5 protein-coding genes are annotated in these 16,054 nt (G+C 44.8%); all 5 read right to left on the bottom strand.

Annotated elements, in window-relative coordinates; all coding sequences use genetic code 11:
• Positions 1-85: 85 nt before the first annotated feature.
• Positions 86-5,107, bottom strand: a complete 5,022-nt coding sequence (locus QQL36_RS13645; protein ID WP_321570017.1) for a family 78 glycoside hydrolase catalytic domain — start codon at positions 5,105-5,107, stop codon at positions 86-88.
• Positions 5,108-5,475: 368 nt separating this feature from the next.
• Complete coding sequence (locus QQL36_RS13640; RefSeq protein ID WP_321570016.1) at positions 5,476-9,687, bottom strand: glycosyl hydrolase; 4,212 nt, start codon at positions 9,685-9,687, stop codon at positions 5,476-5,478.
• Positions 9,680-10,687, bottom strand: coding sequence for a sugar phosphate isomerase/epimerase family protein (locus tag QQL36_RS13635; RefSeq protein WP_321570015.1), 1,008 nt, complete (start codon positions 10,685-10,687; stop codon positions 9,680-9,682). Before QQL36_RS13635 ends, QQL36_RS13640 begins: the two co-directional genes overlap by 8 nt.
• Entirely contained in the window at positions 10,660-14,304 is a 3,645-nt protein-coding gene (locus tag QQL36_RS13630) for a family 78 glycoside hydrolase catalytic domain (RefSeq protein ID WP_321570014.1), read from the bottom strand. The genes QQL36_RS13635 and QQL36_RS13630 overlap by 28 nt, the downstream gene beginning before the upstream one ends.
• Positions 14,304-16,052, bottom strand: coding sequence for an exo-alpha-sialidase (locus tag QQL36_RS13625; protein ID WP_321570013.1), 1,749 nt, complete (start codon positions 16,050-16,052; stop codon positions 14,304-14,306). The genes QQL36_RS13630 and QQL36_RS13625 overlap by 1 nt, the downstream gene beginning before the upstream one ends.
• Positions 16,053-16,054 lie beyond the last annotated feature (2 nt).

Here is a 16,054-nt window from a genome sequence, read left to right as displayed (position 1 = left end):
TGTAATTACACAAGGTTGAGTAACAAATCTAAAAAAATTTTATAAACGTGCGCCAACTTTTTATATTTTTTTTAACAGTGCGGTATTAAATCACTGTAAATAAGTATTGACCTGAGGTTATCCTGATAATAGCTCTGCCGTTTTCGTAGTGTGTGGGCTTGACAGGCTCACTCATTTGGGTAATGTGCTGGGTGGGGGTGGCAGGGATCTTTATAGTTGCATTTGTGTTTGGAGGAATGTTTACATATAACTTAAAAAGTTGACCTTTTTCCCATTGGCTGACGATTGTACCGTTGGGTGTGTTGTAAGTACCTTTCGCGTAGGTGACATCCCCTACTATTTCGGGACAGATGATAATATCGCGGTAGGCGATGGAGTTTTCTGATTGCTGGATACCGGCGAGGCCACTGAAGAACCATTCCATGATGTGGCCGAGCATGAGGTGGTTGTTGGAGACTTCAGCGAGGGCGGGCCATGATTCGGTGAGGGCGGTGGCGCCTTTGGCGATCTGGTAGCCGTAGCCGGGCACGTCGTTACGACAGTTCATGTCGTAGATGATCCGGGAAGCGTTTCCCTGGTGGAGAGCTTGTATCAGGAAATGAAACCCGATATCGCCGGCGGTGAGTTTATTATTGTTGGTTGTGATGCTGTCTATGAGGTTTTTGAAAACTTTGGTCTTGTTTACTTCATCTACGAGACCTACGCACAGGGGCATGGCCATGGCAGTTTGACTGCCGGTGGCGTACATGTTGGTTTGTTTGTTGAAAAAGGTGTTGTTAAAACTTTGTTTGATGTTTATGGCTTGTTTTTGATAAGTTTTGGCTTCTTTCTTTTTTAAGATGGTGGCTATGTCGGCGAGTAGCTTGCAATCGTAGTAATAGATAGCAGTGGCTGTCAGTTCTTTGGGGGTTAATTGTGCTACGCCGGGACGGGCAGGACCATAGTCAAACCAGTCGCCAAGACCGTAGGATAAGATGTGATTGTTTGCCTTACTTTCTAAGTAAGCAATGTAACGTTGCATCATAGGGTAGGCGTTTTGCATGGTTGTGCTATCACCATACCATTTGTAGAGGAGCCATGGCAGGATCACGCAGGCACTGCCCCATTCAGGAGAGTCGCGGAAGCCGAAGCCTTTGTCATCGAAGAAGACATATTCGGGAGCGATGTCGGGAACGAGGCCTTCAGGTGTTTGTGCATCGATCATGTCGTTAACTAACTTTTGATAGAGCAGGCGGATGTCGTAATTATATTGAATAGAATTGCCCATGAGGTAATCCTGTTCCAGCCAGCCGAGTTTTTCGCGATGTGGGCAGTCGGTGACTACGCTTTGGAGGTTGCTTTTGATAGCCCATTTGATCAGGGTGTAGATTTGATTGAACAAGGGGTTGGAGCATTCGAAGGTACCGTTTTCAGGAGAGGAGTTACGGTTGTGTAATAGTTTCAGGTCGAGGATCTGATTGGGGGTAGCGCCTTCTATTTGTACATAACGAAAGCCGTAGTAGGTGAACCGGGGTTGCCATTCTTCTACTTCATCACTTTTTAGGGTATAGGAGTAGTAATAAGGTTTGCCGGTGGCGCGCTGGTTGGCGAGGCCGGTGGGGGTGAGTAATTCGGAAGGGGTGAGTTTGATGGTTTGGCCTTTGTGGCCTTTTATTTTTAGGGCGATGATGCCGGAGGCGTTTTGGCCGAAATCGTAGATGGTGGGGGATTGGAGGGAGGGATTGGAGGGGTTCTGGCTGTTGTTGATTGATTTTACGGAAATATTGGAGGGGTTCTGGCTTAAATTAGGGATACTGTTGATTGATTTAACGGATATAGTATCGGCGAGGGTGACCGGGTAGTCTTTTTCTTCTTGCAGTTTGCCAGTGGGGGCCTTCACCAATAAAACGTTTTTCCAGTTGCTGTCATCAAAGCCGGGACGGTCCCAGCCATCCTGTTCCAGTCTGGCATCGTAGTCTTCACCACCGTAAATACTGGTGAAAGTGATGGGTGAGGGTGATGTTTTCCAGCTTTGATCAGATACAATAGTAGTAGTGGTACCATCGGTGTAGGTGATGTGTAACTGGCAGTACATTTTTGGATAGCCGAAGGCAGTGAGGAGTTTATAATATCTTTCTTTGTTGATGTAGTAGAAGCCATTACCGACGATGACGCCGAGTACGTTTTCACCTTTTTGAAGGTAATTGGCAATGTCGTAGGTGTTGTAAAAAACACGTTTGTCGTAGTTTGTCCAGCCGGGGGCGAGGAAGGAATTAACGGGTTTCCTGCCATTGATGGTAAACTCGTAATGACCGAGGCCGGTGATGGTGAGTTTGGCGGTTGCTATTGGTTTGTTGGTGGTGAAGGATTTACGGAATAAGGGAGTAATGGCCCGCTGTTGCGCTTTGGTTTTGTCATTGGGGAGACCTGGAACGAGCCTGAGGCTGTCGGGCATTTCTTCATAGCCGATCCATTGGGGGGAAGATTGTTTATTTTTAACAGTGGTATTGGCTGGTTGTGAGATTGGACTGGTGACCAGAGGATTTTCCTGATTATTGAAGGTAATCTCAGCAGGTTGCAGATTTGGAGTGCTGGCAATGAGGCGGATAGCTCCGGGTGTTTTGCCTGCTTTGATGATGACAAGCGCACGGCCATGGAAGGCTTTTCTTTGTGCGATCTGATTGTTTTGTAGTGTCTGACTGCTTTGTAAAGACTGATTACTTTGTGATTTCTGGTTGTTTTGTAGTGTCTGACTACTTTGTAAGGACGGATTGCTTTGTGATTTCTGGTTGTTTTGTAGTGTCTGATTACTTTGTAAGGACGGATTGCTTTGTAAGGACTGATTACTTTGTGCTATCTGATTGTTTTGTAATGCCTGATTACTTTCCAGACTACGTGGATCTGCATTGCCTACACCTACGATAGTGGCAGGGCCTTCTAATTTGAAATTGATTAATGTTGTATCATCTGGATTACGATGACCTGCACTATCCAGTAAATTGACAGTGATATAAGCAAGATCCTGATTATTAGGTGCAAGTTGTAATGTATCCGCTTGTAATTGCAGGCGAACACTTTTCCCGGTTGTAGAAAGAGATACTTTCTTTTTCCCGGCAGTAGCGGTAAGAATACCTGCTGTATAGGGTACCTGCCAGCTGGCAGTATGATCTTTTACTGCTTTTTTACCCAGTGATTTACCATTGAGGAATAATTCTACCTGATCATAAGAGCTATAGGCTACTACTTCGAATGGTTTCCCTTCATTACCCGGCCAGTTCCAGCTATCGGTCACATCCTGCCATTCCCAGCGGCTCCAGTCTACTTTGTCTGGGTTGGTTGGATAAGTAGGTTGTGGTGGGTGCACAAAAAGGGATAACTGATCCGGCATCCAGAGAGCATCGCGATAATAAGATTGCGGACGTTTCCAGCCACAGATATCAATATCCCCACAATAAGCAAGGTTCCATGGGTAAAAACCCTGATGCTGCATGTAACCAAGCCAACCGATGCTGGCTTCTCCAATATAGTCGAAAGCCGTCCAGACGAAATCACCAATTACCCAGGGGTGTTTAATCACACCTTCCCAGTAAGCACCTGCATCCAGCGGGAAAGATTCTGTAGCCATGATGACACGGTTGGGGACCCGGGCATGATCAGGTTCGTATTTATCCAAAGCATAATTATACCCTGCCACATCGAGGGCAGAGAGGAAAGTGTCTTTATCAGGAGCAATGCCATTGACGCCACAGGTAATAAGGCGGGTGCTATCCAACTGTAAAAGGTATTGACGCAGGGTGTGAGCGACGGCGGCAACTGCCGGTTTTTCCCTGTGAGGGATTTCATTGCCTATGCTCCACATGATGACAGAAGGGTGATTTCTATCCCTGTTTACCATGCTTTCAATGTCCCGCTGCCACCAGTCGTTGAAGTATACATGGTAGTCTTCGGGGTTTTTAGGGTCTTTCCAGGTGTCAAATGCTTCGTCGATCACCAACATGCCAAAACGGTCGCAAGCGTCTAAAAAGGCAGGAGAAGGGGGATTATGGGCACAACGGATGGCGTTGTATCCACTTGCTTTTAGCAGAGCGACTTTTCTCTCTTCTGCCCGATCGTATGCTTTGGCACCGAGAGGGCCATTGTCGTGGTGAACGCAGCCGCCTTTTAGTTTGATGGGGAGACCGTTCAGCCGGGCACCGTTTACGGCATCAGCGGTGAAGGTGCGGATACCGAAAGTAGTGCGAATGGTATCGCCGTCAATAATTGTGATGGCGGTGTATAAGTTGGGAGTGTCTACTGACCAGAGGGATGGTTTGGAGATCTGGAATTGCTGATCGGTAGACAGGGAAGATGAGTTAGATGAGTTAAATGAGCTCGATGAGTTGGATGAACTGGATGGGTTGGATGGGTTGGATGCGTTAGATGACTTAGATGGGTTAGATGAGCTAGATGGGTTGGATGAGCTGGACAGTATGGATGGTGAAGTTGTTGTAATCAATATTCCCTTTTGATTGTAAATACGGGTAGTACCCGGCTTTTCCGTATGAATAGCAACAGTAGCTAAACTTCTATTTACAACTGGTGTAGTAATAGCAATCTTGTATTGATTGCTTTTTAACCATACATGCCTGTAAATTCCGGAACCAGCATACCATCGGCTATTCTCTCCTTCATTCCGAACAAGTACAGCCAGTACATTCTCTTTTCCGGGAATGATCTTATCAGTGATATCAAAACTAAAGGTGGTATAACCATATGGATGTTTGCCAAGTTTCTTCCCATTGAGCCATACAGTTGCATTCATGTAAACCCCATCAAATTGCAGGATGACGGGCTTTTTATCCGCCTGCAGCGTAAAATGCTTACGATACCAACCAGTACCACCTGTTGTAAACCCTCCGCTTACCTGACTGATTGCCCCCTGACTAAAAGGAGAGTTGGTACCGGGCAGGTCTTCTATACTCCAATCATGTGGCAGGTCGATTTTTCTCCATTCCTGATCATTGAATGAAGGATTTTCAGCGCCTTGTGCATTGCCTCTATAGAATAACCAATCGTCATCAAATAGCTGCTGCGCACTGGCTGGAAACAGGAAACCTAAACAGATGCTGATGAGTATAATCCGGATCATAATTTACAATTCAGTTAAGAATCTATTTTAACATTTCAGTTAGCAATTGAGCATGACCTCATTTAGTAACCCAGTCACGATTTCTGTTAGCAATTGAGCATAACCTCAATTAGTAACTCAGTCACTATGCCAGTTAGCAATTGAGCATGACCTCATTTAGTAACTCAGTCACGATTTCTGTTAGCAATTGAGCATGACTTTATTTAGTAACTCAACCACGATTTCTGTCAGCAATTGAGCATAACTTTAATCAGAACTCATTTCATAATTACCCTTCAAGCATTGACTATCAATTACAAATACCCATTTATGAAATGAGTTCTAGTAACTCAGCCACGATTTCTGTCAGCAATTGAGTAAGACTCTACTTAATAATTCAATTTACTTTTCCCTTTATCCACTGAAGTCGCCACCGCTATCCCCCTATGACCCGCCTTATCTACCGCACAATAATAATGATACACAACTCCCTTCCACTTTACAACAAAAGATTTGTGCGCAAATAGATTATCATAAGCTTCAGAAGAATTAATAAGATCCGCCCCTTTCCAATCTGTCCAATGCACGAGATCATAAGAACAGGCAAAACGGTTAAAGGCTTCTTTTGGCTTATCTTTCCAGAATGCACCATAGTAGAACATGACATAGAGACTATCCATTTGCTGAATCACCGCATCCCCTGTAATACCTGTATAATGATCCAGCAAAGGATCCTTTCCCCACCTTACCCAATTTTCCATATCATCAGATACCGCCATGCCGATGCGTTCCTTACCTCGCTTAGGTTTCAGGCTATCCCCTTTTGCATTGTAATACATCACAAAAGAATGACCCGTTAGTTTTTTATCATCCCGGATGACGGAGCTTTTGTAAATAGTATTGTTTTCCCACCAGCCAGCATCTGTATCAGTAGCTTTCAACACGGGATGTGGCATTCGCTGCCATTCATGTGGTCTGGTAATATCTTTATTTGTGTAAGCAATACCAATGGATAACAAACCTGCTTCATAACCTGTACTTGCACCTCCAAAGTAAGATAACCAATATTTCCCTTTGTAGGGAGTCCACTCGTAATTACCACCCCATTTGTAATCCTGTAAGGCCGTGTAACCCGCTTTCTGATTCGCATCCCAGTTTGTACTGTCAGAGAAAGACATCATTTTGCCAAGGGTTTGCCAGTTAAGAAGGTCTTTACTTTTGGCGAGCCAGGTTTCGTAACCCCGACCGTCAAACACAATATAGACCATGTACCACTGGTTGTTTTTCCTAAAGATAGTCGGGCAGTCCATTTTGAGGGTATCATTCGCAGGGACCATCACAAGACCATATTTGTAAGGAGTTTTGACTTCGTTGTAGACGCGTTCCATCACAGTGTCTGCTACCTGATAATCGGTGAGGAGTCTTACAGGCCCCAATAAACCTGCGGGGAGTAAATGATCACCAGCCTGCTTGTCTGAAAAAACAGTGTAGGTTTCTTTGAGTTGAATGCTATCTCCGGATCGGTTGCTGGCAGCAGTTTGAATTCTGTCTCCAATTATACGATTGGCCCATGTGTTTGTAACAGCTATGTCTATTTTATTCAGACCTGAATGCACGGCTTTAGAAATATCCACTCTATAAGGTGGCGTCCAGATGATGCCACAGTCAATATCATTCACCTTTACAGCAGCGATATTGGCAATATTACCAGCATCTAACAAAATTGTAGACGGGGGATTTGACAAATGCACATTCTGAATATAATGAGCGGTACCAGAAAAGTATTTGATCTTCTCTGATGCATGCTGGCTCCAATCCGTGAGCTTTTCAAATAACACAGTATCGTTGGGTGCAAAGCTTACCTTCCATGGATTATCTAGTGTCTGAAAGGGTGCATAATTGGTTTGTTTATGCACATTATCCATTGGTTTGTCTGTGAATAAAACAAACATAGCGCCGTTTGGAGGAAGAGACAATGTCAGCGATGTTCTATCTGCATTTGTTTTAAAAGCCCCCGGTTGCAAATAAGCATCATTAACAGCATCATACAATACAGGAGTTTTGCCTTTTATCCGGAAAGACAATTGCAAGTGACGCTCCTTTTCCTGTTGATTAGAAACAAAATAGATCTCTTTATCAGGAGCAGAACGATGTGTCCATGCAATACCCTGTTCTCCTGAAATGAAATCAGGAGGAATATCAATATGCTTTAAAGTATCCGTGAGTTTGAGCGATATACGGTATCTCGCACTATCGCTCAACTTATTGTAAGAGTCATAAGCATATCCATGCAAAGGATCTATCCAATCTTCCGCCTTTGAGATATTTGCACTTGCAGTCACACCCGCAGGCATCTCTCTGGTTGGCTCACCTACATTCGCCAATCTTCTCTTTTCTCTTTGTACAGTGCTGTCTCCAAATAGCGTGGGTAATAATGGTACCAGGCGCTCTGGCAAAACAGCTCTTCTAGGTAGGTTATCCCCTGTATACACACCAATATCCACAACGGGTTTCCCCTGTTGTAATAAGTGCTGGCACCGGGTCACATAATTCACCATCGCTGATACATAAGGCCACCATGTCTGATCTCTCTGAAAATAAAGCCCGATCCCATTCAGGGTCATGCCCGGCTTTTTGTCCATCCATGGATTATGTGCAAACACATGGAAAACTAATTTATTGATTCCTAATGCAAAGTTGCGATCAATGCCTGTTTTCAACATGCCTGGATATTCGTCCCAGTTATTACGCAACTCTGTAAATGCTTCTGCCTGAATAATTTGTTTATCATAGACATGCGCACCGGAAATGGCATCGAGCATGTCATTGGGCTTATCGTGGGTGGGACTTCTCAACCAAAATTCACCCATTGGATAATCAACAGCATGGTAATGCTCCATGCCATCCCCGGTGATCATAGGCGCTGTACTTTCAGCACTGAAAGCAACACCATTTGTATGTGCCAATGCACTTAAAGTATCGTAGAAGTTAACTTGAATTAAATTATTGATTGTACGACGAATATCTAATAAGAATTGCTCAGAGGCAGCAGCGTTATCCACAGGTATACCTGCCATTGCAGGGAGCCATTTAAGCAGGTCATATCCATGTTGCTTTTTGAAGGCGGCGCTGAATACAGGCGACCAGTTTTGACTTCCACATTCCCAACTATCTACATGTAATACACTCAATTTGGCCCGCTTGAGGGCTTCGCCATACCAATGATCGAATTGGAAACGCACAGCAGCGGGGTTGAACTTATCACATTCCAATCCAGCACCAGCTCCACCGGTTACGTTTTTATGTCCGGTGGAAGTGTGGCCTATGCGTAGAATGGTCCAGTCACCTTTGGGAGCTTTCCATTTAAGGTGGCCATGGGTATCAATTCTGGTTGTCAGGTCAATGATCTGATCCTGAGCAATAGCCAGATCGGAATTGGTTATAGCATGGTCTGTATTGATATTAGCAGGAACTGTATTAGTAATTGAATTGCTTGTATTGGTATGAGCAGGAACAGTACTGGTAATAGAATTGCTTGTATTGGTAATAGAATTGCCTGTACTGATATTAGCAGGAATTTTACTGGTAATAGAATTGCTTGTATTGGTATGAGAATTGCCTGTATTGGTATTAGCAGGAACTGCACTGGCAACTGTGTTGGTAATGCGCCAAACAGCCCCACTTTTTCCTTCATACTGATCAATGCGTGGTTGATTAGATAAATGAATCCCTGTAATCTTCAGACTTTGCTTCCACTTCGCATTATCCAGATCTTCCGCACCGGGTTCTGAACCTGCTTTGTTATAATCAAAACGGAAATAACGACTGGTAGTCACCGGAATAGAATAAGTATGATCTGCATCTGAGTCCAGCCAGCCATGGCGCGGCGCTGTCATTTGCAATACTTCATGGAATTGTGTACCATCTTCACTTACAGAAAGTTTCAGGCGCTGTGCCTGATAGTTATTGCCACGAATAGTAATAGAGCGGCAGGTAAATGGCGCTGCATAAGTATATTGAATCCAACAGGGATCAGTACTTTTCACATTCTCTTTATTCTCTTTACTGGAAAGGATCTGCGCATTTACATTGGGAAGACTTGTAGTAACTACCGGAGTCGATTTATCTTCTTTGATAAAAGGAAAAGCCAGTACGGCAATATCTTCATAATACCCCTCATTCGTAGCAGGTTGCGGCAAGATGCCATTGAAATCCCCATTTACCTCAGTAGTTGTCCACACTACTTTTTGCATACTGAGCGCCGGTGTAATCCAGGGTCCCCCTCCTACTGCAAATCCATCACAGAAGTGCATACCTAATTGCAAACCGAGACTATCCGCCTGCTGTGAAGCATAATGCACCAGATCCCACCATGCTGGTGACAATTGCTCTGCTACAGGTGTATAAGTACTTTTGCCATTGATGGGCATAAGATAAGCCCCACCTAAACCCGCTTCTTTCATAGCTACCAGATCCGCATGAATACCGGGTTGAGATACCGCTGCATACATCCAGTACCAAAATACCCATGGTTTAGCATTTTCCTGTGCATGCACAGATATGCTCAATAATAAAAGGCAACAAATAAATATCCTACGCATGGAATATTGATTTCAGATAAGCCGCATTTGCGCTAAAGTTCTTTTTTACATTCTTCGGGTCGTTTGCATCACGGGAGCGTTCTATTACTAACCATCCACTCCAGCCCATATCGTCCAGCGTTTTCTTCACTGCCGGCATATTGATCTTTGGATCATTTTCCAGCCATACCCCATCTGTATTGGTACAATGGATCTGGCAGATACGATGCCGGCCCAGCGTAATTAGTTCCTGCTGTAAATCACGCCCCTCCTTTATCGCATTAGAGAAGTTGAAATAACTCTGAATATGCTTTGAATTGATCTCGTCTAATAACTTCACCTCTTCAGTAGCTGACAATGCTGTTTCTATACCGATAATCACACCCGCCTTTTTTGCTTTTGCACCCGTTTCTTTGAGTCGCTGTATTATTTGTGGGCGTAATGCAGGATGTTGTACCAGGTCACCTTTTACACCAAGTGGCAGAAAGGCGATCTTTACTTTCATCGCCACCATGGTATCAATACAATCCTGCACCAGGTCAGGTGTTTCTGGTCTTTCTGCAAAAGACTGTGCATAAAAACCTGACATAGCAATAGAGCTGATGGCAATGTTCAGTTCTTTTGCTTTGTCCAGGAACTGCTGACGGGTAGCCGCATCCCTGAGTTTATTGTCGAATGCAGGACGGTCGCCCAATCCTCCCATGTCGAGCTCCAACCCGTCAGCACCAATCTCTTTGGTCAACTGAAAGGCACCCAGTTTCTGGCGTTTCAGGATCATCCAGTCACATACAGAGATACGATAACGTGGCTCTTTCCACATGCCTGCGGGTGAAGGAGACCTTAAGTCTTTTGCTATGAGTGAAGGTGAAATTAAGTCTTCGCCCGCGAGCGAACGAGGCATTAAATCTCCAGCAGGCAATGAATGGGGTGCCAGGATTCTTGCTGCGAGTGAACGTGGAATAAAAACGCCTGCTACCAGTAATGCCGATTGCGCTATAAACCTGCGTCTGCTGTTTTCCATATGTCGCTATTTATGGGTGTGAGTGCCAGTTGCCGGGGATCAATCTTCACATACCTGATCCTTTGCCGGCGCCATGTGTATACAATGTGAATATATCCGTCTGATGATTGGATAACTGCGGGATAAGAGTACTGGCTCACCGGTGAATCTTCCAGCACTAAGGCTGCAGACCAGTGAATACCATCCTCACTCAAAGACACATTCAGTGGTGTACGCTTTCCTTTGCCAGCACCTTTTGGTGTACTGACATGGTTATACACTATCAGCTGACGACCGTCCTGCAATGAGACGACATCTGTGCCTGAGTTATTATTGGGCAAGGTATTCAACGAAAGCGGCGACCATGTTTTGCCACTATCCAATGACCATGATTGCACGATATTACCTCCTTTGTTGCGGCAAAGGATCTGCATTTTGCCATTGCCATACTGCAGAATACCGGGCTGAATAGCATTGATGGTACTGTCTTTTTTCAAAGGCCCTATCATCGTCCAGGTTTTACCTGTATCGGCCGTCACTTCAAAGTGAATGTCCCATCCATGACCTTCTGTACTACTGGGGCAAAGGAGTTTTCCATCCGGCAATAAGACGGGTTTATTCTTTACAGGGCCTAAGAAACCACCAGGTAATTGTCTGGCAGCAGACCAACTAATACCACCATCTTTAGAGGTTTTCATGTATCCTTTCCACCCTCCTACATTAGGCCCCACTTTGTAAAACAACAATAGATCTCCTCCCGGCATCTGGAATAATACAGGATTCCAGCAGGCATAGCGCAATGTATCGTTTTGTATACCATTCGCTACCTCTACAGGGGCCGTCCATTTACCGGCAACCTGACGGCTTACCCAGATGCCGACATCCGGGTTTCGTTCTTTGGTACCACCAAACCATGCAGCGACAAGGCCTTTGCTGGTTTCAGCAATAGTAGCTGCGTGTGATTCAGGGAATGGTGCAGTGGTGAAAATGTCTTCATCAATGACGATGCCTCTCTTCCAGCGATCAGGTTGGGATACATGGATAGTGTAATCACCAGATCCGATTTCATACACGAGGCGGTCATTTTCTGCTTTGATGAATTTTGCATCATTGCCTAAACCATTTATTTGCACCTGTTCATTGGCAGGCAAATAGATCGTAGCAGTGGTATTCGAAGGGATGGTGAATTCCCAGTCAAAAGCTTCAGTAGTTTTTTCCCAATGTGAACGGATGAGACCATGCATTGATTGGTAACTGGCATTTACCTCTTCCAAACCGGGCACAGGTTGCGGATTCATTATTATGTGTTTGAACCCGTTTTCACCTTTTATACCAGCAAGGCTTTGATAGAACCAAACAATTAAATCTCCTAACAGCATAATATGGTTCTGGGAGTTCATGTTTGGAGCAGCTTTATCCCCATTCCATAATTCCCATATGGTAGTGGCGCCCTGATTAATCATGTATCCCCAGCCGGGATAGTCCCTATCAGCAGCAATCAGATAAGCCAGATCAGGACGTCCGTTTTCTGTGAGCGCGCGCATCAGGAATTGGGTACCGATCACGCCAGTGGAGAGGTGATCACCATGCTGATGGATAGTATCGACGATGTTTTTAAATACCTGCTGACGCTCATTTTCTGGCACCATATCGAAATATAGCGGGAGCAAATTGGCAGTCAGGGTATTGTTGGTATTGTTGCCATTTCTAAATTGCCGATTGAATGATTTTTTTACCTGAGCCGCCTGTTGTGCAAATAAAGCCTGATCTGCCGGGTAGTGTAAAATACCTGCAAAGGTATTCATGACCGTGAGCAGGTGATAATACATAGCTGTAGCGATCAGTTTACCATCGGTTGGTGTAGGCGCACACCAGTCACCATACTTATCCTTCGTCATGATGCCATCTACAAAATACTTTTCACGCATGTAGGTGAGCCAGCGTTTCATAGAAGGATAATGTTTACGCATGGGCGCCACATCACCAAACTGGTCGTAGAGATAACCAGCAATAAGAATATAAGCAGCCGGCCATGTCATATTATCAGAATAATACCGCCAATAAGCCGGTGCTACGTCAGGGATTGCACCGGCTTCAGTTTGTGCATCTTCTATATCATCCAGCCATTTCGCATACAACTTACTATTGTCAAAGATGAAACTCTCGCCCAGGGCGCCGGTGGTCCTGTCTCCTAACCATGGCATCCTTTCATTGCGCTGCGGGCAATCGACCGGCATACCTTTGTAGTTGGAACGAATTCCCCATACAGCATTCTGGTATATTTGATTGAGGGTAGGATCAGACGTTTCAAATGTACCAATGGTAGTCAGGTCATCATTGATCACCTGTCCTTCTATACCTTCAGGTAGTACACCACTGATTTCCACATAGCGAAAGCCATGGTATACAAAGGTCGGATGCCATGTTTCAACGCCGACGCCTTTGAGGGTATAGATATCCGTAACCTTTGCATCACGGAGATTAGCGACGTACAGACTTCCATCTTTCTGCAAACTTTCTGCAAAGCGCATGGTCACCTGTTGGCCGCGCAGCCCCTTTACTTTTATCTGTAACCAACCTGCAAAGTTCTGGCCCATATCTACGATCCATTTATCGCGCAGGGGCTTTATTGAGACGGGTTTAATGATGTCTGTAATACGTTGTGGTTCATTGAGCTGAGCCATGAGTTTGCCACCGGGTGCAGGTACGATATCCACTGCCTGCCAGTTCCGGGCTTTGAACCCGGGTTTATTCCAACCCGGCATTTCCTTTCCTGCATCGTATTCTTCTCCGTCGTATTCATTGTTGGTACGGATAGGACCATCTGCTGTTAACTGCCAGCTTTTATCACTGGCAATGATTTGCTTTTTGCCATTATCATATTCCAATTCTAATTGTAGTAATAAGCGGGGATACCCGAAAGTATTAATCTTTGCAGGTTTATAGTTTTGGCGCATGGTGAAATAACGGCCATTACCAAGGGTTACACCAATCGCATTATCACCTTTATGCACAAGACTTGTTACATCATAGGTATTATATCGCACTGTCTTTCTATAATCAGTCGGCGATTGTGCTAATACCTGCGTACCAATGCGATCACCATTCATAAAGCCCTCATACAAACCGGGACCAGCAATATATAAGGTAGCCTTCCTAACATGCTGCTGACTAGTAAACTCCTTTCTGTAATACCGGGCAGAAAGCCTTGAAAACTGTGTATGCGCACTATCCCAAGCAAAAGAAGTATCCACCCCAATCCATTCCCCTTTCCAGTCATTTGCCAACAACAATCCCATACTCCAATGGCCCGCCTTACTCCATTCACTTTCTCCCTTATTTGTCCAGACTTTCACTTTCCAATAACAGTCCTGACGGCTTCGCAAACGCTTACCCTTGTAAATTACCTGAATAGATCGATCACTCACCACCCGCCCTGAATTCCATAGATCACCTTCATTCTTCGCTAACTTTTCAGGTGTAGAAGCTACCAATATCTGGTAAGCCGTCTGCATTACCGCATGCTCCTCCCCTTGTATCTCCCAGCTCATCCCCGGCTGCGCAACATCTATCCCAACAGGATTTTCCAGCGTTTCACAACGCAGATGGAATAATAATATCAGCAACAATGCATGCATTACAATACTTTCGTTTTAAGTGACTGGATATGATAAATTGCAGTATTAGATGCTACACTGTTTCCATCCGGCAGATCTGTATCTACATCAGCAGGAGTATCTGCATCCGGGAAATGACGGGGCTCCCCTGTACGGAATACGATTCCGGCTACCGCATCTATCGGTGCAAAACTCAAACTGGTCAATACATCTTTTCCATTTACATTCACGGTATAAAACCGATTGGTAGTATTGACAGTAAGACGAATATGATATACAGAATCAGGTGCATACTTTAGAAAGTTTTTATAGCGTGCACCCGACTTTGCTTTCAACGTGCTATCTGCATCAAAGATGAGGCGAATGCCGCCTGTACCTTTTTTATCTACTAACTCAATCTGCAACTGACCATAATTGTTTTGCTTTGGGGTGACAGTAAAAGAAACCTCCAATTGAGATGCAGGCGTGATCACCTTTTCTGCTTTTGCATAATCAAAAGGATCTTTATCAGAAAGCGTGATATGTTCCCCATCAATAGTCACCGGTGCCCATAAAGGACTGTATGTATTCCACGAGGAATCAGAAGCATCTGTTGTAACCGGCACAGGTATAGCCGCCACCCATATATCCTCCTTGTTCATACTATAAGTCACCCATACTTTGCCATCCTTAGGCGTACCATTACCTTCCTGTATTCCCCGTACATACTGTGGCCCATAAGATTTATAATTCCCTCCATAGCGCATAGGCGGTACTTCTCCATTTACCAGTAATAAGTTTTTATAATCAAGCCCATCATCACTCACAGATACGGCCAGCGGCCATCTGTATTCAGAAGGATTGTATACCGTCACATACCTGCCATCAGCAGTACTTTGTCCCCATATCTTCGCATTACTATTCACAAAACCCGGTGCACGGGCCACTGCAGACCATGTTTTGCCTTCATCTTTACTAATAGCAGAGAGCGCATTTTTCCACAATCCCACCACTTCATGGTTAGGCAGGTGGTAATAACAAAATGCTTTATAGTTTTTTTGTAAGGGGATTAACGGATCATCTCTATCAGCTTCCTCATTCCACTGCATCATCATGAGTGGCGTAGCCATCAGCTCATTGCATGCCGCTATAAATGCCTTGTCTTTGCTGGTAGTGTATGCAGGATAAGACGTGTTACCACTATTCCAGCCCTTGTTATAATGAAGGAAATAAATAGGTCCATATTTACCATCAGGCAGTATTTCTCTCACCACCCTGCCTATTCCTTTGCCATCATTAGGATCATCTTTTGCATCCAGGCAAATGCCATAGTAACCCAATACCAGTAAGTGATTGCTCTTTGATATATAGAAGCCCATCCGCTGATGCATGACTGCATACAGATTACGAGCGACCCCGGGATGGCCTTGTTTCGAAGTGCCATCCGGGATCTTATAGGGGGGAAATATAACCAATGGTTCCGACCAGGCCTGTCCATCTTTGGAGGTCACTAGGAGCGTACGGCCCGGAGGTACGCTTTCGCCAATACTATCGCTCAGGTATTCCAGGTAAAACTGGTTATTCCAGTAAGCCAGCATGGGGGCATGGTTGTAAGTCCAGCCACCATTACTACGATTGGCACGCATCACCTGTATGTTGTGCACACCTGTAGCAGGTTGTAACTGTCCGTGGTGGTAATCAACATTCACCAGTGTACTACCGGAATAATGTACTTTGTCCTGTGCCAGCACAGATGTCGTACACAATAAAATCGCGATCAGTATCCTCATAA

Source organism: Chitinophaga sp. LS1, assembly GCF_034274695.1.
Classification (GTDB): Bacteria; Bacteroidota; Bacteroidia; order Chitinophagales; family Chitinophagaceae; genus Chitinophaga.
Note: the sequence above shows the minus strand (reverse complement) of the source record. Positions and strands in the feature narration are given on the sequence as shown.